This is a genomic window from Intrasporangium sp. (assembly GCF_030452765.1).
Taxonomy (GTDB): Bacteria; Actinomycetota; Actinomycetes; order Actinomycetales; family Dermatophilaceae; genus Intrasporangium_A.
Genome location: NZ_JAKDLO010000092.1, coordinates 1 through 17,912 on the forward strand (window position 1 = coordinate 1; position 17,912 = coordinate 17,912).

A 17,912-nucleotide genomic window follows, 5' to 3' on the forward strand; every position below is an offset into this window, starting at 1 on the left:
AGCAGGGCGGGGGTGGTCATGGGCGGGCTCCTTCGGCAATGGTCGACGCGGGGTCGGTGTGGATGACATGGATGACGGTCGTCGTGTCGGCAGCGAGCGCCTCGCGCACGGCATCGGCGAGACTCGACGCAGCGGTGACGGTCACACCGTGGCACCCGAGCGCACGGCCGAGCGCGGCGAAGTCGGGGGCCGGGAACGTGACCGCCCGGACGGGATCGTCGCGGTCGATCATCTCGTTGCGGATCTCGCCGTAGCCGGAGTTGTCGACGATGACGACGGGTAGCGGCTGCCCGAGGCCGGCCGCGGTGGCCAGCTCGGCGACGGTGAACATGACGCCGCCGTCGCCGAGCAGCGCCACGACCGGGCGGTCGGGGTGCGCCACCTTGGCCCCGATCGCGGCAGGCAGACCGTAGCCGAGGGTGCCGAAGCCGACCGGGTAGAGGAACGACGATGGTTGGTACGCGGGCAGGTTCGCGATCGCCCCGTAGTAGCAGACCATCGCGCTGTCGCCGGCCAGAATGGCGTCGCGTGGCAGTGCATCCGCGAGCGCACCGACGATCTCGAGCCACTCGGCGCCCTCGGTTGCGGCATCACCGTCCTTGCGCGAGCGCCATTGCGCCGCAGTCCCGGCCGCGTCGCGGTCCACCCCGTCGGCAGGTTGCGAGCGGTCGGCAGGCTGCGAGCTGAGCGGCATACGGTCAGGGTTGAGCGCGGCGAGCACGTCGTCCAGCGTGCGCGCGGCGTCGCCGACGAGTGCGACACCGGGAACGAGGTTGGTGACGACACCGACCGGGTCGATGTCGACCCGCACCACCGGGCACGTGATCGGCAACGGACCGTTCCACAGGTCGGAGGGCGCGAGCTCGGTGCCGATGGCGACCACGACGTCTGCCTCGGCGACGAGGGCGGCCACCGACGCCAGATGGATGCCGGCGCCGAGCGCCAGCGGGTGGTCCTCGGGCAGCACGCCCTTGCCGTTCGTCGTCGTGACCACCGGCGCGCCGAGCCGCTCGGCGAGGGCACGGACCTGGGGTGCGGCCCATCGGGCGCCGCCCCCGACGAGAAGAACCGGACGGACCGCCCCGGCGAGGAGGTCGGCCGCGGCGGCAACCGCCTCGGCAGGAGCGGCGACCGGCGCCGCCGTGGCTCCGGTCGCGATCGTGACCTCCCCCTCCTCGGCAAGGACGTCGAGCGGGATCTCGAGATGGACCGGGCGGGGCCGGCCCGAGCGCATGATCGCGAATGCCTGCGCCACCGCGACGGGGATCTCCGCCACCGACGTGGCGCGGATGCTCGCGGCAGCGACGGAGGCGACGGCTGCGCCCTGGTTCTTCGTCTCGTGCAGGATGCCGTTGCCGAGTGCCGGGTGGCGCACGGGCAACCCCGGAGAGACGACGAGGATCGGGATCGAGTCGGAGTAGGCCTGCCCCAGGGCGGCAGTCGCGTTGAGCACCGCCGGCCCGCTCGTGACGATCGCGACGCCCGGCCTGCCGCAGCTGCGGGCATAGCCGTCCGCGGCATAGCCCGCACCCTGCTCGTGTCTCGGGCTGACGTGACGGATGCCGTGGTCGCCGAGGTGTCGGTAGATCTCGAGGTTGTGCGTGCCCGGGATACCGAAGGCCACGTCCACCCCGTGGGCCGCGAGCGCCGCGACAACGGCCTGACCACCCGTCATCCGAGCAGTCCGCTGCTCCCCCGACCTCGTTGCTGTCGCGTCGACCATGGACTCGCTCATCGTGCCTCTTCCTTGACTCGGTTCGACTGTGTATCGGCGGGTCCCGTTGCCGAGGGGGATGCCGCCACGACCAGGGCGTCGACCGCGACGGCGCCGGTGGGGCCGACCCGCAACGGGTTGATCTCACACTCGACGACCTCCGGCTGCTCGGCAATGAGCCGAGACACCGCAGCGACGACCGAGGCGGCCGACTCGATGTCGACGACGGGCCGCCCGCGGAATCCTCGGAGCAGGGGCAGTGCGCGCAGCGATGTGATCATCTGCACGGCGGCCTCCGGGGTGACCGGGGCGAGCGCCAGCGCGACGTCACGGTAGAGCTCGGCATGGATGCCGCCGAGCCCGACGACGACGACCGGCCCGAACGAGCCGTCCCGTCGGGAGCCGACGATAAGCTCCACGGTGCTCTCGCGGGCGTCCATCTCCTCGAGGACGTACTCGCCGGGGCCGAGCCGTTCGGACATCTCGACGTAGGCATCGCGGGCGTCCTCAGGCGTAGCGATCCCGACCTTGACACCCTCGACCTCGGTCTTGTGTTCGAGGTGGCCGGCCTTGAGCACCAAGGGGCTCCGCAGACCACGTGCGGCGGCGAGAGCCTCCTCCGCTGAGGTGACCCGGCGTGCCTGCGGGTAGGAGACGCCGTAGGCCATGAGTCCTGCCCGTGCCTCGAGGTAGCCGGCCGTCTCACCCGTCTGGGCGCCCCCGGGGGCCACGGTGCCGGTCTGCCGGCCGTCGCGAGCGGCCAGGTCGGCAGCGAACGCGATCGACCTCGCGGCCGCGTCGATGGTGTGCAGGGTTGGGACGGCTTGGGCACGCATGTGCCGGACCGCGTCCGAGTCGTGGCTCATGCTGTGCACCACGACCGGGCGCTCATGCACTCGCACGGAGTCCGCAAGGCTCGTCACGACCGAGAGCTCCCGGTCGAGCAGCGCAGGGGTGTCCGACCCGTAGCAGCCGAAGTAGCCCGAGAGGACGACCGTGTCGACCTCACCGCTGCCGAGGATCGTCTCGACGACCTTGGAGTAGGTGGTGAGGTCCTGCTCGCCTGCTCCGGCCAGGTCGACCGGGTTGGCGACTCCCGCACCCGCAGGCAGGAGTGCGGCGAGGCGCCCGGAGGTGCCCGCGGAGAACCGCGGCACCTGCAGGCCGTCTCGGGCCATCGTGTCGGCTGCCAGGGCGCCCTGCCCGCCGCTGTCGCTGACGATGGCCACCCGGCGGCCCTGCGGCAGAGGGCTGCCCAGCAGCAGGTGGGCCAGGTCGATCGCCTGGACGGGCGTCTGCACGAGCACGGCCCCGGCGGCTGCACAGGCGGCGGCGACGACATCGGTCGAGGCCGTCATCGCTCCCGTGTGCGACTTGGCCGCATCGCGGCTGGCGTCGCTGGCGCCGACGGTGAGGACGATGACCGGCTTGCCCGCCTCGCGCAGCCGCGCGAGGACCGACACGAGGTCCCGTCCGGCGGCGAAGCTCTCGAGGTAGAGGACGACGACCCGGGTCGTCTCGTGCTGCGCGAGGTCCTCGAGCAGGTCGGTGGCCGTGACGTCGACCTGGTTGCCGATGGACACGAACCGCGAGATGCCCAGGCCCGCGTGCGCAGCCAAGCCGGACAGCTCGAGCCCGAGCTGGCCCGACTGGGACACGATGGCGACGTGCCCGGGGGTGAAGCTGCCCCAGACGAGGTCCAGGTCGGCCGCGGCGTCGTAGATGCCCAGGCAGTTCGGCCCGACGATCCGGGCGCCGGCGTGACGGATCCTGGCCGCGAGCTCTCGCTCGAGGCCCACCTGCCCGTTCGCCACGTCGATGTGGGCCGTGATGCCGAGGAAGCCCTTGGCGCCCATGGCCAGCGCCTCGTCGATGACCGCGGGGACCGTCCTGGCCGGTGCGCAGAGGACGACGAGCTCGGGGGCTGTGTCGAGCTCGCTCAGGCTGCGCACCGAGGGCGTGCCCTCGATCACCGCCCCCTTGGCGTTGACGAGGTGGACCTCCCGTCGGTGTGCACCGCGCAGGGCGCCTCGGGCGACCCAGTAGCCCCACTTGGCGGTGTCCGCAGAGGCACCTACGACGGCAACGGACCGCGGCTCGGAGAAGACACGCAGGTCCGTGCTCATCGGCCGACCGACGGCTTGCCGACGGCCCTCGAGATGATGAGGCGCTGGATGTCGGACGTGCCCTCCTCGAGCTCCTCGAGCTTGGCGTCGCGCAGCCACTTCTCCGGGAAGTACTCGCGGGAGTATCCCCAGCCGCCGTGGGTCATGAGGGCCGCATCGCAGACCCAGGTCGTGTTCTCCGAAGCCGTCAGCTTGGCGACAGCGGAGATGTCCGGGGTGCTCTTGCCTGCGTCGAAGAGTCGGGCGGCACGCATCGTCACGAGGTGGGACACGTCGGTGCGAGCCGCCATGTCGGCGATCCGAAAGGCGACGGCCTGGTGCTCGATGATCGGCTTGCCGAACTGGGTCCGCTCGTGGGCGTAGGCGATGGTGGTATCGAGGGCGGCCCGGGACAGGCCCGTCGCAGCGGCGCCGATGAGGATCCGGGAAGCGTCGAAGGTGCCCATCAGCCCGTAGAAGGCCTTTCCTTCATCACCGAGGCGGTTCTCGACGGGGACCCGGACGTTCTCGAGGAAGACCTCGGCGTTGAGCGTGCCCCGCTGTCCGTACTTCTTCATCGGGGCCCCCACGGTGACGCCCTCGCGGTCGCGCTCGACGAGGAAGGCCGTGATGCCACGCGAGCGCAGGGTCGGGTCGACCGTCGCGAAGACGACGAAGTACTGCGACAGCGGTGCGTTGGAGATCCAGGTCTTCTGGCCGTTCAGCACGTAGTGGTCGCCGTCGCGGACGGCACGGGTCTGGAGGCTCGCGGAGTCGGAGCCGACGCCCGGCTCGGTCACGGCGACGCTCGTCACGGGCGGCACGCCGTCGGTGAGCATGGACAGCCACCGCTTCTTCTGCGCCTCGGAGCCGAGGTGCAGGATCGGCTCGGAGAAGAAGCCGCTCGAGGTGAGGAAGTTGGCGATGCCGATGTCGCCGTAGCACAGCTCCTCCTGGACGAGGCACTGGGTGACGAGGTCGGTGACGCCGCCGCCGCCGTACTCGGTCGGCAGCATGTAGCCGGTGAGGCCGACCTCCGCAGCCTTCTCCCAGAGGTCGAGCGGCGCCACCGTGTCTGCCTCGTCGACCTCTCGGGAGCGAGGCCGGATCTCCTTGGCGGCGAACTCCTTTGCCAACGCGACGAACTCCCGCTGCTCGTCGGTCAGGTCGATTCCATCGGTGACAGGTCGAGACATGCGGAAGCTCCTTGGTGAAAGTTGACTGATGGGTCAGTTATATGGGATCCAAGCATGAGGCGAATGAGTACGGCGTGTCAAGGGGGGGCTCGGTCGAGGGCGCTGACCGCCGTGTGCGAGGACAGGACCGGGGCCGGTCACGAGACCTTCACCCGTCCGGAGGAGACAGAGATGGCGTCGATGAGGTGCTCGCAGACGGCATGCATCCGGGACGCGGTCATGTGACGACTACCGACGAGCGCCTGCATCGAGAGCCCGTCGACCAGACTGACGACGGTGTCGGCCAGCAACACCGGGTCCCGGTCGATGATGGTGCCATCGGCCTGGCCGTCGCGGATGATCTCGGTGATCATGGATCGCCACTCCTCGTACACCCGCTCGTTGAGCGCTCGCAGCTCGGCGTCGTGCAGTGCCTCGACCCACGTCTCGGCCCAGACGTGCCAGGCCGCGGTCGTCTCGTCGTCGCCGGGGAGGTAGGAGCTGACAAAGGCCCGCAACCGTTCGCTTGGGCTCGTGCGGCGGGTGAGTATCACCTCTCTGCGGGCCAGCGACCTGGTGAAGTTCCACTCGAATGCGGCATGCGTCAGGGCGCGCTTGGTCTCGAAGTAGTAGTGCACCGCCCCCGTGCTCATCCCGGCCCGGGCGGCGACGTCGGAGACTCGCAGGGCGTTGATCCCCTTGTCGCGGATCACCTCGCATGCAGCGCGAAGGATCTGTTCGCGACGCTGCGCCTCGACGCTAGGTCGTGCCATGCCTGTCACCTCACCGGCCGGACACCGTCGCAGCGAGTGTCGACCCGGTCCTGAGCCGTTCGTCCAAGATTGACTCATCCGTCAGTTATCGATGGAGATCATCGTCAAGCCGATCCAAGGTCCTGTCAAGGGGGTCATCCGTCTCGTGGGGGCGGTGGATCAGGGCCTGACCGAACGCTGCACAGTGGGCGGGCCCGCCCGGGACGGGCCGATGCCATCGAGCCGCAGGGTGGGATCCCGACCAAATGTCTCTTGGGCATAGCGCGCTCCGTGCCCGCGCGCCGGGCCAGAATGAAGGAGTGACGGAGCCTTCAGCCGAACCGCTTGGCGAGGCGCGGCCACCCTTCTCCAGGAAGTGGGTCGACCTCGACGGACCGGTGCACTACATCGACTACGGGGGGCCGGCTGATGCCCCGGTCCTCCTGCTCGTGCACGGCCTCGGCGGGTCGGTCCTCAACTGGGCCGCCGCCGGACCCCCTCTGGCGCAGTCCTGCCGGGTCCTCGCGGTCGACCTGGTCGGGTTCGGGCGCACCCGGTCCGTCGGCACCTCGCCGACGATCGACGGCAACCGTCGGTTGCTCGAACGCTTCGTCGACACCGTCGTGGGCCACCCCGTCGTCCTGGTCGGCAACTCCATGGGAGGGCTGCTCTCGCTGCTCGTTGCAGACGCGCGGCCGGACATCGTGGCAGGGCTCGTCCTGGTCGACCCGGCGCTCCCGGTCGGGATCACGGCTCCCCCGGACCCGCTCGTGGGGCTGATCTTCACCGGCTACGCGATACCTGCCGTCGGCAACGTCGTCATGGCCCGTCGGCGCTCCTTCATGTCGGCCGAGGCCCAGGCCAAGGCGATCCTTCGCCTCAGCAGCGTCGACTCCCATCGGATCCCGTCGGAGCTGTGGCGCGAGCATCTCGCGCTGGCGAGGGAGCGCGACGAGAGCTGTCCCGACGCCGACGCCGAACTGGTCGTCGCTGCCCGCTCCCTGCTGTTCGTCCTGGCGCACCGGCGGCGGATCGACGAGCTCACGCGACGGATGGTGGTGCCGGTGCTCCTGCTGCACGGCGCGCAGGACCGGCTCGTGCCGCTCGCCGCGGCGCGACGTGTGGCGGCCCTCAACCCGCTCTGGCGTTTCGAGGTGGCCGAGAACGTCGGACACATGCCCCAGCTCGAGGCGCCGGACTGGGCCGTCGGCCACATCCTCGACTGGCTCGCCACCGAGGGTGACATCGCCGCCCGCACGGCCCGCGCGTGACGGTGACTGCGTCTGAGTAACGCCTCACTCGATCACACCGCCGTATCGTCGAACGACCAGTATTCGCCGCACCCGTCCCCCCGCGACGCTCGGCAGCCGCAGTGGGAACAATGGTGGTCGTCCGGCGACACAGCGGGTATGCCGCTCACCCGGCCCGCGCCCGCCCGCGTCGGTTACAGGCGGGCGGCGAGCCGGTGGTAGGCCGCGCTCCAGCGCAGCTCCTGGCGCAGCGACTCGGTGGTCGTGGCGGCGTCGATGACGACGAGTTCGGTGGCGACCATCTCGGCGAGATCTCGGAACTCCTCGACGCCGACGGCGGCAGACAGGACGGTGTGGTGCGGCGCGCCGGCGAGCAGCCACGACTCCGCCGAGGTGTAGAGGTTGGGGCGGGGTTCCCACACGGCGCATGCGACCGGCAGCCGCGGCAGGTCGGCGTCCGGCTCCACGACGTCGATCTCGTTGAGGGTGAGGCGGAATCGGTCGCCGAGGTCGCTGATGCCGACGACGATCCCAGGCCCGGGGGCGGCCGTGAACCGCAGCCGCACCGGGTCCTCGCGATCACCGATGCCGAGCGGGTGGATCTCGAGGCTCGGACGCCGGCTCGCGATGGACGGGCACACCTCGAGCATGTGGGCGCCGAGGATCTTCTCCTCGCCCGGAACGAGGTGGTACGTGTAGTCCTCCATGAACGAGGTGCCGCCGGGCCGTCCCTGCGCCATCGCCTTGGTCGTGCGCAGCAGGACCGAGGTCTTCCAGTCGCCCTCGCCGCCGAAGCCGTAGCCGTCGGCCATGAGCCGCTGCACCGCGAGGCCGGGTAGCTGTCGCAGCCCGCCGAGGTCCTGGAAGTTCGTCGTGAAGGCCCGGAAGCCGCCGTCCGTCAAGAAGGCCCGCAGCCCCGCCTCGATGCGAGCCCCGTACCGCAGCGACTCGTGACGCTCGCCCTCGGGACGCAGCTCCGGCGCGACGTCGTAGGTATCCAGGTACTCCGCGACGAGGGAGTCCACCTCGGAGTCGGCGATGGCATCGACGACGGCCACGAGGTCGTTCACGCCATACGTGTTGACCGACACCCCGAAGCGCAGCTGCGCCTCGACCTTGTCGCCCTCGGTGACCGCGACGTCGCGCATGTTGTCGCCGAACCGGGTGAGCCGCAGGCTGCGCAGCTCCGCGACGCCGATCGCGGCCCGCGCCCACGCGGCCACTCGCGCCACCACCGCGGGGTTGCTCACATGGCCGGCCACCACCTTGCGGGCCACCCCGAGCCGGGCGGCGACGAAGCCGAACTCCCGGTCCCCGTGCGCCGCCTGGTTGAGGTTCATGAAGTCCATGTCGATGCTCGACCAGGGCAGCTCGACGCCGGCCTGCGTGTGCAGGTGCAGCATCGGCTTGCGCAGCGCGTCCAGAGCTGTGATCCACATCTTGGCCGGCGAGAAGGTATGCATCCACGTGATCACCCCGACGCAGCCGGGCGCCGCGTTGGCCTCGAGCACGGCCGCGTGGATGGCCGACGAGCTGGTGAGCGCCGGCCTCCAGACCACCTTGACCGGCAGCGCACCGGACGCGTCGAGATCCTTCGCGATGGCCTGGGACTGGTCGGCCACCTGACGCAGCGTCTCGTCGCCGTAGAGCTGCTGGCTGCCGGTGAGGAACCAGACCTCGCGGGTCTCGTGGGGCGTCTCGGCGGGGGCGGTCATGACAGTCTCCTTCAGGGGTTGCTCGGCGGACAGTGCGTATGGTGTGACGGCTTGGTCAGGGCCCGTCAGCGCTGCCCGTAGACGTTCTGGTAGCGCTCGAAGAGTGAGTCGATGGAGGCCTGCTCGATGGGGATCGGGTCGCCGAGCTGGCGGGCGATGTGCAGGGTGCGGGCGACGTCCTCGCACATGACGGCGGCCTTGACCGCCGCCCGGGCGCTCCTGCCGATGGTGAACACCCCATGGTTTCGCATGAGCACGGCGGTCGAGCGGCTATGCGTCAGGGTGTCCACGATGCCCCGGCCGATCGAGTCGTCGCCGATGAGCGCGAAGGGGCCGACCGGGATCTCGCCACCGAACTCGTCGGCCATCATGGTCAACGCGCACGGGATCGGCTCGCCGCGCGAGGCCCAGGCGGTGGCGTAGGTCGAGTGCGTGTGCACGACACCGCCGACGTGCGGCAGGTGCCGGTAGACGTAGGCCTGCGCGTCGGTGTCGCTCGACGGCGCGAGCTCACCCTCGACGACGCGGCCGTGCAGATCGCACACGACCATGTTCTCGGGGGTGAGCTCGTCGTAGGAGACCCCGCTGGGTTTGATGACGAGCAGTTCGTGCCCCGGCACCCGAGCCGAGACGTTCCCGGCGGTCCAGATGACCAGCTCGTAGCGGGTCAGCTCCGCGTGCAGCGCGCACACCTCGTGGCGCAGGGCCGCGATGGTCGTGGACACTTCGGTGGTCGCGGTCATGCCGCGTCGCCTCCTCGCGAAGCGATCGCCTTGCGACGCAAGGCCTTGAGCCGCTTCATGACGTCGTTGGCGCCGCGCCCGAAGTAGTCGTGCAGCCGCAGGTACTCCTCGAAGAGCGCGTCGTATGCCGCCGAGCTGGCCTCGTCGGGCACGAAGGCGTTGCGCTCGAGCTTGCCCATCAGGCGTGCCGCCGTCGTGGTGTCGGGGTAGGCGCCGGCCGCGACCGCGGCGTGGATGGCCGAGCCGAGGGCCGGCCCCTGCTCGGACCCGATGACCGACAGCGGGAGCCGCGTGACATCCGAGTAGATCTGCATGAGCAGCCGGTTCTTGGTCAGCCCGCCGGCGATGATCAGCTCCGTGACGGGCACTCCGCTGTCGCGGAACGTCTCGAGGATGACGCGGGTACCGAACGCGGTTGCCTCGAGCAGAGCGCGGTACACGTCCTCTGGCCTGGTGGCCAGGGTCTGCCCTATGACGGCTCCCGACAGCTCGTGGTCGACGAGCACCGAACGGTTGCCGCTGTGCCAGTCGAGCGCGACCAGACCATGCTCCCCAACTCCCTGCTGGGCGGCCAGGCCCGTCAGGTACTCGTGCAACGACAGGCCGGACTCGCGCGCGGCCGAGGCGTACCCGGGCGGGACACCGATTCGGGTGAACCAGCCGAAGATGTCGCCGACCCCGGACTGCCCTGCCTCGTACCCCCACAGACCCGAGACGATGCCACCGTCGACGACGCCGCACATGCCGGGTACCTCGCGCAGCACGTCGCTGCTCATGACGTGGCAGGTCGACGTGCCCATGATGGCGACCATCTGGCCGGGCTCGGTGGCGCGTGCGGCGGGGGCCGTGACGTGTGCGTCGACGTTGCCGACGGCCACGGCGATGCCCTCGCGCAGCCCCGTCCAGGCCGCGGCCTCGGCCGTGAGGCAACCGGCGGCCTCACCGAGCTGACCGATCGGCTGGTCGAGCTTGTCGGTCACGAAATCTGCGAACGCCGGGTTCAGCGCCGCCAGGAAGGCGCGCGACGGGTATGCCCCGTCCTGCCGAATCCCCTTGTAGCCGGCCGTGCAGGCGTTGCGGACGTAGCGACCGCAGAGCTGCCACACGATCCAGTCGGCCGCCTCGAGCCACCGCTCGGTCGCGGCATAGACCTCGGGGTCCTCCTCGAGCAGCTGGAGTGCCTTGGCGAACTCCCACTCGGAGCTGATCAGGCCGCCGTAGCGCGGCAGCCACACCTCGCCGCGTTCCTCGGCGAGCCGGTTGATCCGGTCGGCTTGCGGCTGGGCGGCGTGGTGCCGCCACAGTTTGACGTAGGCGTGGGGTCGGTCGGCGAACTGCGGCAGCTCGCACAGCGGCACGCCCCCGCCCGTCGCCGGCAGGACCGTGCAGGCCGTGAAGTCCGTGGCGATACCGATGACGTCCGCGCGGTCGATCCCGGCCGCGGCGAGGGCGGCCGGGACGGCCCGGCGCAAGACCTCCCGGTAGTCGTCGGGCACCTGCAGGGCCCACTCGGGCGGCAGTGCGGCTCCGCCGACGGGCAGCCGCTCGGTCACGACGGCGTGGGCGTACTCGTGCACCGCCGAGCCGAGCTCGGCGCCGTCGGAGACTCGGACCACGAGAGCCCGACCCGAGAGGGTCCCGTAGTCGACGCCGACGACGTACTGCGACGAGCTGGTCGATTTGGTCATGGCCTACCGCTCCTGGTCCGGCCCGGCGACGACGTGCTCGCGCGGACGATGAGTTCTGGGTCGATGAGACTGGGCACGTGGTCGGCGTCGCCCGAGATCGCGGCCGTGAGCATCGCGATGGCGGAGCGACCGATGGCGGAGAAGTCCTGCCGCACAGTGGTCAGCGGCGGGATGAGATAGCCCGCCTCGGGCACGTCGTCGAAGCCGACGACGCTGACGTCCTCGGGCACCGCTCGCCCGGACTCGTGCAGGGCGCGCAGGATTCCGATCGCCATCTGGTCGTTGGCCGCGAACACCGCGGTCACATCGGACTCGGCTGCCAGGACCAGTCCGGCCTCGTAGCCGGACGCGGCACTCCAGTCGCCGACGAGCGGCTCCATCGGCCGCAGGCCGATGGCGAGCATCTCGGCACGCCAACCCTCGGCCCGCGCCCGGGACTCGGCCCAGTCGAGCGGGCCGGTGACATGCGCGATCTCAACGTGTCCGAGGTCGAGCAGGTGGCGGGTGACCATCCGCGCCCCGGCGACGTTGTCGACACCGACAGTCCGCCGACCGCGGCTCAGGTCGCCTTCGACGATGACGAACGGGGTTCGCCCGCTGCGCGAACGCGCCACCTCGAGGGCCTCGTCGTGGCCGGCGATGACCACGATGCCCTCGACCGCGAGCCGGTCGAGATGGTCGACCGCCGCCTCGAAGCCCTCGCGCGTCATCTCGGCGAGCGACACCGAGCTGGCGAAGTATCCGGCCCTTCTCGCTGCGGTGTTGACGGTGCGGTGGATGCTCGTCGGGCCGAACAGGGTCGAGGCCGTCGCGATGATCCCGATCGTGCCCGACCGGCCGCTGACGAGGGCCCGAGCAGCCCGGTTGGGCTGGTAGCCGAGTCGGTCGATGGCCTGCAGGACCCGCTCACGGGTTTCGGGCCTGATGCTCGACGCCCCGTTGATGACCCGCGAGACGGTCTGGTGCGAGACGCCGGCGAGGCGTGCGACATCCTGCATGACGGGGGCGCGGTTCATGGCACCCGGCCCGTCAATGCTCCGAAGATCGTGACGCCGTCTTCGGTCGTCTCATCCATCGCCGCGCACACCACCCATCTCGTCCATCATGCTGCGCAGCCGCGCAAAGACGTTGCCCAGCCGCAGCCCGTCGTGCTGGTACTCGTTCGTCACCCACGTGCGCACGTTGCCCAAGGCAGCGGCAGTCTCGAGCGACAGCCCTGCGTCGACATACATGTCATCGTGGTAGACCGCCGCGACGACCGGGACTTCGTTGCCGGCGAGCCGGTTCGTGTCGTAGAGCGGTGGCCAGTCCGTCTGCGCGGCAAGCACATCGACCGCACGAGCAAAAGGTCGCAGGAGGCGGATGTCATCGAACATCCACGGGTAGATCATCCGACCAGTCGGCGCTCCCCATACCCAACGTGCTGACACGCCCGGTTCGCGGGGAGACGCAGGCCGGGATGGGGGGTCCGGCAGACACGGAAGACGTCCGAGGTGCGGTCACCATTGTTAACGCTCACATTCTATCGAGTGAGAGACACCATAAAATGTCACACGGCACCGCGCAAGACCCTTCGGGCAACTTCTTGAACGTCCGCTGTGAACAACCAGCCACAGATGCCCGATCCTGGCTCGGCGGCCACCCGGCCCACGTATCGTCGAACGACCACTATTCGCCGCACCCGTCCCCCGCGACGCTCGGCAGCCGCAGTGGGAGCGAATGGTGGTCGTCCGGCGACACAGCGGGTATGCCGCTCACCCCTTCTCCGCCTCCGCGACGGGACGAGCGGGCCGAGGATCAGATACCGCGCCCCGGGTTGAGCAGCCCGAGCGGGTCGAGAGCGTCCTTGATGGCGCGGTTGACCGCGGTGCCCACCGGGCCGAGCTGGTCGGGGAGCCACCGCTGCTTGAGCAGGCCGACACCGTGCTCGCCGGTCAGGGTCCCGCCGAGCTCGAGGGCGGCATGGAACACGTCGTCCGCTGCCCGCCATACGGACTGGGGCACCGCCCCGTCGGGCGAGTCGAACACGAAGGTCGGGTGCAGGTTGCCGTCTCCCGCGTGGGCGACGGTGACGACCTGGACGCCGTGCCGCTCGGCGGCCTGCTCGATGCGCGCGACCATGTCTGCGAGGCGGCTGACCGGCACGCCCACATCCTCGACGAGGCAGCGGCCGAGCCGCTCGGCCGCCGGGTAGGCCAGGCGACGGACCTCGAGCAGCTGCGCCGACTCCCGTGGGTCCGACGAGACCGCCACGTCATCAGCCCCGGCTGCCGTGAACAGGGCGGTGACCTGTTCCGCGTGTGTGTCTGCGTCGGCGTCGTCGAACTGGGCGATGAGCATCGCCTCGGTTCCGGAGAGGCCGAGATGCTTCCAGTCGTCGATCGCGCGGAGCGTCGCGTGGTCGAGCAGCTCGAGCAGGCTCGGTCGCAAACCGGCAGCGACCACCGCGGATACGGCACTCGCGGCCGCGACGAGCGACGGGAAGCCGCCCACCAGGGTGACCGGGTCACGCGGTGGCGCCGGGAGTAGCCGCAAGGTGGCGCTGGTGATGATCCCGAGCGTCCCCTCGGATCCGACGAGCAGGCCGGTGAGGTCGTAGCCGGCGACGTTCTTGATGGTCCGTCCACCCGTGGAGAGGACCCGGCCGTCGGCGAGGACCGCCTCGACGCCGAGGACGGAGTCACGGGTGACGCCGTACTTGACGCAGCGCAGTCCGCCCGCGTTCGTCGCGACGTTGCCGCCGATGGTGCTCAGCTCGACGGACGACGGGTCCGGGGCGTACATGAGACCGACCTCGCGGGCGGCCCGGTCGACGTCGGCGGTGATCACCCCAGCCTCGGCGACGGCGACCCGGTTCTGGGGGTCGATCTCGCGGATCGTGGTCATCCGCGACAAGCAGACGATGAGCGAACCGTCGATGGCGGTCGCTCCCCCGGCGAGGCCGGTGCCGGCACCGCGGGGGACGACAGGCACCCGGTGGCGGGTCGCCCATGCCATCACGGCGACGACGTCGTCGGTCGATCGCGGCATGACGACGCCTCGGGGGCTCCCGGCCGGCAGGGCCGTGACCTGGTCGTGGAGGAATCCGGCGACGATGCCGGGATCGGTGACCAGGCGCGCACCGGGTACCAGGCGTGCGAGCTCGTCGAGCTCGGCTTCCACGGCGGGATCAGTGTTCACGGTGCTGGGTCCTCCTCGGAAAGTCTGGCCTCACCCGAGGCTATCGACGGCTCCAAGTGCGGCCGCCACGGCGGACTCGAGTGCGCGTCCGACATCGACGCTGCGGTGCCTGCCCTCGCGGACGACGGGCCGGCCGCCCACGAAGACATCCGTGACGTCGGCGGCCGTGGCAGCGAACACGACATGTGCCAAGGCGTCGCCGCTGCGAGCCCCCGCCGTGCGCGGCGAGTCGAGCCGGACGGTGACGAGGTCCGCGACAGCACCCTGGGCGATCGATCCGGCCTCGGGCCAGCCGATGGACGTCGCGCCGTCGGTCGTCATGGCCCGCACGAGATCCCCGACGGACAGGTGCCCTCGCGTCCCCGAGACGAGCCGTTCGTCCAGCTCGATGGCGCGGGCCTCTTCCCAGAGGTCGATCATCATGTGCGCGTCGCTGCCGACGCAGAGCGGCGAGCCCGCGGCGAGCAGTCGCACCGCTGGACCGACCCCGTCGGCGAGGTCGCGCTCGGTCGTGCAGCACATGCTGATGAACGTACGGCTGCCACCGAGGTCGGCGATGTCCGCATCGGTCAGGTGGGTCGCATGGACTGCCGTCGTCGTTGCTCCGAGAGCACCTTCAGCAGCAAGGACGGCGGTCGGGGTGAGCCCGAACGCCTCGAGCGCGGCGCGGTTCTCCGCGGGTTGCTCGGACAGGTGGACGTGCAGCGGCCACCCGTGCTCGCGAGCCGTCCGCGCGATGGGCCCCATTGCCGCGCGAGGCACGGCCCGGACCGAGTGGATCGCGGCCCCGGTCCGGTGCATCGGCCCGGACCCGAGCTGCGCGACCCGCTGCGCCCACGCCTGCCAGGACCCGTCGTCGAAGCGCCGCTGGACTCCGGTCAGCGGTGCGCCGTGGACGTCGGCCTGCAGGTAGCACGTGTCGATCAGGGTGATCCTGATGCCGGCGTCGTTGGCGGCGCGGATGACGGCGCGGCTCATCTCGTTGGGGTCGGCATAGCGCTCCCCGGCAGCCTGGTGGTGGACGTAGTGGAACTCGCCGACGCTCGTCACACCGGACAGGGCCATCTCGGCGTAGGTGGCCCGAGCCAGGTCGTACATCAGCTCCGGGGTGAGCCGCTCGGCCACGGAGTACATGAGGTCGCGCCAGAGCCAGAAGTCGGCGACTCCGCTCTGGCTGTGGCCGCGGATCGCGCGGTGGAAGACGTGCGAGTGGGTGTTGGCCAGGCCCGGCAAAGTCAGTCCGGGCAGCACGACCACGCCCTCGGGCGCCGGGACGCCGGCGGTGACCGCGGTGATCACCCCGTCGGCGGTCTCGATCAGGACGTCCCTGGTCGCGAAGTCGCCTCCCAGCCAAGCCTGCTCGCAGTGGAACGTGGTCATCGAGTCTCCTCGGGCCGAGGGGCCGGGTTGGATTCGTGGACGACCCGGCCACGCCGGACCACGGTGGTCACGTTGTTGCGGCCGAGCCGGTAGGCGATGTCCTCGGGCGACGGGACGTCGAGGACGATGAGGTCTGCCTGCTTGCCGACCTCGAGCGACCCGACCCTGTCCGCTCGGCCCAACGCTGCCGCCGAGCCCAGGGTCGCGGCACGCAACGCCTGCGCGACGCTGAGTCCGCCCGCGCGGCAGGCCATCTGAATGGCGAGCTGCATACTCGTCGTCCAGCACCCTGGGCAGATGTCGGTCGCGAGGGCGAGCTCCATGCCGGCGTCGAGCACCCTGCGCGGGTCGAGTGGTTGCGGGTGGCGCACGGCGTAGTCGAGGCACGGCATGTACACCCCGGCGACGCCTGCCTCCCCGAGCATGGTCAGCTCCGCGTCCGTCGTGAGGTTGAGGTGGTCGACACTCGTGGCGCCGAGCTCAGCGGCGAGGGCAGCCGCGCCGGTGTGGCTGTACGCGTCGAGGTGGACCTTGGGGGCGAGCCCGGCCTCGAGCCCGGCACGCAGGATCCGCTCGGTCTGCGCGAGGTCGAAGTAGCCCTCGTCGCAGTAGACGTCGCAGAACTCGGCGAGCCCCTCCGCGCCGACGCGCTGCGCGAGCCGCACCACCAGGTCGACGTATGCCGCCTGGTCGGCTCCCGGGGGGAACGCGTGCGCCCCGAGGAACGTGCTCGCAAGATCGACCGGGAGCTGTTGCTGTAGAACACGGTTCGTGTCGAGGGTCGCGATCTCGGTCTCGGTGTCGAGGCCGTAGCCGCTCTTGCTCTCGACGGTCGTCGTGCCGTGCTCGACCATCTCCCGCAGACGAGCGGCGGCCTGTTTCCGGAGCGCGTCCCGGCCTGCGGCACGCGTGGCCGTCATCGTGCCCGTGATCCCGACGACCGCTCCGGCCGGTGGCTGCCGGCCTGCGACGCGAGCTGCGTACTCCTGCGCCCGGCTGCCACCGAAGACTACGTGGGTGTGCGCGTCGACGAAGCCCGGCAGGACGATACCGCCGCGGGCGTCGATGACGAGCTCGGCGGCATACGAGCTGATGTCCCCGACCGCGACGATCAGGCCACCGTCGACGGCCACCCCGCCGCTGGTGCTCCCGATCAGGTCGGCAGCACCAGCGGCGCAGGTCAGCACCTCGGCGGCGCCGGTGACGAGCAGGTCGACGCGTGCTCGCTCCTGGTGCTGGGTGCTCATGGCCACTCGTCTCACTCGTCGTCGGGCCCGAAGGTCGCCTGGCGGGTCCACCACAGCGGGACGCTGAGGCCCTGGTCGGGCCCGACCGTGTTCGCCACCTCGCGGGCGCGGTCGTAGCCGGCCTGCCCGTGGCGCACGACGCCGATACCGCTGTCGACCGTCAGGGCGGCCTTGAGGCGGAAGGCGGCGATGTCCGTGCCGTCGGCGATCATCGTCACGCCGGTGTGGACCGAGTCGCCCATCGCGTAGTTGGCCTGGATGGCGATGAGGTCGCACATCGACGACGCGTTGAGCAGCCCGTTGAGGTAGGGCCAGTCGGAGATGACGTCGGAGCCGTCGGGCATGTTCTCCGACTCGAAGGTCGGGTTGATGATCGAGCCGGAGTCGAGGTTGTCGCGGGAGAAAGCGACCGGGCCCTTGACCTCGCCCTTCTTGATGAGCTCGTTGACGGCGAGGCCGAACTTCTTGCGCTGGCCGAAGCCGAGGTAGCAGACCCGCGCCGGGAGCGCCTCGATCGGGACGTGCTTGCGGGCCAGCGTGATCCAGCGGGTGACCAGCTCGTCGTCGGCGAACAGCTCGAGCACGAGGTCGTCAAGCCGGGCCAGGTCCGCGGGATCGCCGGACGTGCAGGTCCAGCGGAACGGGCCGCGGCCCTCGAGGAAGAGCGGACGCAGGTAGGCCGAGACGAAGCCGGGGATCCGGTAGGCATCGGGGTGGCCGCCGAGCTCGGCCTCGCGGCGGATCTGGTTGCCGTACTCGAACGTCGGCACGCCGTTGTCGTAGAAGGCGTTCATCGCGTCGAGCTGGCGCACCATCGCCTGGCGGCTGATCTCGAAGTAGGCGTCGCGGTCCCTCTTCCGGAAGTCCTCCGCCTCGTAGACCGTGTAGCCGACCGGGACGTAGGCGACCGGGTCGTGGGCCGGGGTCATCTCGGTGACGACGTCGGGGCGGAAGTCGTGCTCG

13 protein-coding genes and 1 pseudogene are annotated in these 17,912 nt (G+C 70.6%); 1 reads left to right on the forward strand and 13 read right to left on the reverse strand.

The window, feature by feature from the left end; translation table 11 throughout:
* Positions 1 to 16 precede the first annotated feature (16 nt).
* The 4 genes from L0H79_RS12650 to L0H79_RS12665 all read right to left on the reverse strand — a co-directional run bounded on the left by L0H79_RS12650 (position 17) and on the right by L0H79_RS12665 (position 5,767).
* Entirely contained in the window at positions 17 to 1,735 is a 1,719-nt protein-coding gene (locus tag L0H79_RS12650) for a 5-guanidino-2-oxopentanoate decarboxylase (RefSeq protein ID WP_301484976.1), read from the reverse strand.
* The gene (locus tag L0H79_RS12655) at positions 1,732 to 3,840 is read right to left on the reverse strand and encodes an acetate--CoA ligase family protein (RefSeq protein WP_301484977.1); all 2,109 of its coding nucleotides are present in this window, start codon (positions 3,838 to 3,840) and stop codon (positions 1,732 to 1,734) included. Before L0H79_RS12655 ends, L0H79_RS12650 begins: the two co-directional genes overlap by 4 nt.
* Positions 3,837 to 5,015: an acyl-CoA dehydrogenase family protein gene (locus L0H79_RS12660; protein ID WP_301484978.1), complete on the reverse strand. Its 1,179-nt coding sequence runs from the start codon at positions 5,013 to 5,015 to the stop codon at positions 3,837 to 3,839. Before L0H79_RS12660 ends, L0H79_RS12655 begins: the two co-directional genes overlap by 4 nt.
* A 137-nt stretch (positions 5,016 to 5,152) precedes the next feature.
* The gene (locus tag L0H79_RS12665; RefSeq protein WP_301484979.1) at positions 5,153 to 5,767 is read right to left on the reverse strand and encodes a TetR/AcrR family transcriptional regulator; all 615 of its coding nucleotides are present in this window, start codon (positions 5,765 to 5,767) and stop codon (positions 5,153 to 5,155) included.
* A 299-nt stretch (positions 5,768 to 6,066) separates the two neighbouring features.
* Between L0H79_RS12665 and L0H79_RS12670 the strand changes: the two genes are divergently transcribed.
* Positions 6,067 to 7,017, forward strand: a complete 951-nt coding sequence (locus L0H79_RS12670) for an alpha/beta fold hydrolase (protein WP_301484980.1) — start codon at positions 6,067 to 6,069, stop codon at positions 7,015 to 7,017.
* Positions 7,018 to 7,190: 173 nt separating this feature from the next.
* Here L0H79_RS12670 and araA read toward each other — a convergent pair whose 3' ends face one another.
* The 9 genes and pseudogenes from araA to L0H79_RS12715 form a co-directional block, all read right to left on the reverse strand.
* Positions 7,191 to 8,711, reverse strand: a complete 1,521-nt coding sequence (gene araA, locus L0H79_RS12675; RefSeq protein WP_301484981.1) for an L-arabinose isomerase — start codon at positions 8,709 to 8,711, stop codon at positions 7,191 to 7,193.
* 65 nt (positions 8,712 to 8,776) lie between these two features.
* Positions 8,777 to 9,454, reverse strand: coding sequence for an L-ribulose-5-phosphate 4-epimerase (locus L0H79_RS12680; RefSeq protein ID WP_301484982.1), 678 nt, complete (start codon positions 9,452 to 9,454; stop codon positions 8,777 to 8,779).
* The gene (gene araB, locus L0H79_RS12685) at positions 9,451 to 11,142 is read right to left on the reverse strand and encodes a ribulokinase (RefSeq protein ID WP_301484983.1); all 1,692 of its coding nucleotides are present in this window, start codon (positions 11,140 to 11,142) and stop codon (positions 9,451 to 9,453) included. Before araB ends, L0H79_RS12680 begins: the two co-directional genes overlap by 4 nt.
* Entirely contained in the window at positions 11,139 to 12,158 is a 1,020-nt protein-coding gene (locus L0H79_RS12690; protein ID WP_301484984.1) for a LacI family DNA-binding transcriptional regulator, read from the reverse strand. Before L0H79_RS12690 ends, araB begins: the two co-directional genes overlap by 4 nt.
* 51 nt (positions 12,159 to 12,209) lie before the next feature.
* A complete protein-coding gene (locus L0H79_RS12695; protein WP_301484985.1) occupies positions 12,210 to 12,533 on the reverse strand; it encodes a hypothetical protein in 324 nt (107 codons plus the stop codon).
* Between the two features lie 406 nt (positions 12,534 to 12,939).
* Positions 12,940 to 14,322 carry an FAD-binding oxidoreductase gene (locus L0H79_RS12700; RefSeq protein ID WP_301484986.1) on the reverse strand — a complete coding sequence of 461 codons (1,383 nt, stop codon included), beginning with the start codon at positions 14,320 to 14,322 and terminating at the stop codon, positions 12,940 to 12,942.
* A 30-nt stretch (positions 14,323 to 14,352) separates the two neighbouring features.
* Entirely contained in the window at positions 14,353 to 15,702 is a 1,350-nt protein-coding gene (locus L0H79_RS12705) for a formimidoylglutamate deiminase (protein ID WP_301484987.1), read from the reverse strand.
* A complete protein-coding gene (gene hutI, locus L0H79_RS12710) occupies positions 15,699 to 16,949 on the reverse strand; it encodes an imidazolonepropionase (RefSeq protein WP_301484988.1) in 1,251 nt (416 codons plus the stop codon). Before hutI ends, L0H79_RS12705 begins: the two co-directional genes overlap by 4 nt.
* Positions 16,950 to 16,960: 11 nt before the next feature.
* Positions 16,961 to 17,912 (reverse strand): annotated as a pseudogene (locus tag L0H79_RS12715) (urocanate hydratase); the annotation flags it as partial.

Bases quoted from the DNA above. Each gene is read 5' to 3' on its own strand.
- L0H79_RS12650 (WP_301484976.1), bottom strand. From the start codon at position 1,735: ATGAGCGAGTCCATGGTCGACGCGACAGCAACGAGGTCGGGGGAGCAG.
- L0H79_RS12655 (WP_301484977.1), bottom strand. From the start codon at position 3,840: ATGAGCACGGACCTGCGTGTCTTCTCCGAGCCGCGGTCCGTTGCCGTC.
- L0H79_RS12660 (WP_301484978.1), bottom strand. From the start codon at position 5,015: ATGTCTCGACCTGTCACCGATGGAATCGACCTGACCGACGAGCAGCGG.
- L0H79_RS12665 (WP_301484979.1), bottom strand. From the start codon at position 5,767: ATGGCACGACCTAGCGTCGAGGCGCAGCGTCGCGAACAGATCCTTCGC.
- araA (WP_301484981.1), bottom strand. From the start codon at position 8,711: ATGACCGCCCCCGCCGAGACGCCCCACGAGACCCGCGAGGTCTGGTTC.
- L0H79_RS12680 (WP_301484982.1), bottom strand. From the start codon at position 9,454: ATGACCGCGACCACCGAAGTGTCCACGACCATCGCGGCCCTGCGCCAC.
- araB (WP_301484983.1), bottom strand. From the start codon at position 11,142: ATGACCAAATCGACCAGCTCGTCGCAGTACGTCGTCGGCGTCGACTAC.
- L0H79_RS12690 (WP_301484984.1), bottom strand. From the start codon at position 12,158: ATGAACCGCGCCCCCGTCATGCAGGATGTCGCACGCCTCGCCGGCGTC.
- L0H79_RS12695 (WP_301484985.1), bottom strand. From the start codon at position 12,533: ATGATCTACCCGTGGATGTTCGATGACATCCGCCTCCTGCGACCTTTT.
- L0H79_RS12705 (WP_301484987.1), bottom strand. From the start codon at position 15,702: ATGACCACGTTCCACTGCGAGCAGGCTTGGCTGGGAGGCGACTTCGCG.
- hutI (WP_301484988.1), bottom strand. From the start codon at position 16,949: ATGAGCACCCAGCACCAGGAGCGAGCACGCGTCGACCTGCTCGTCACC.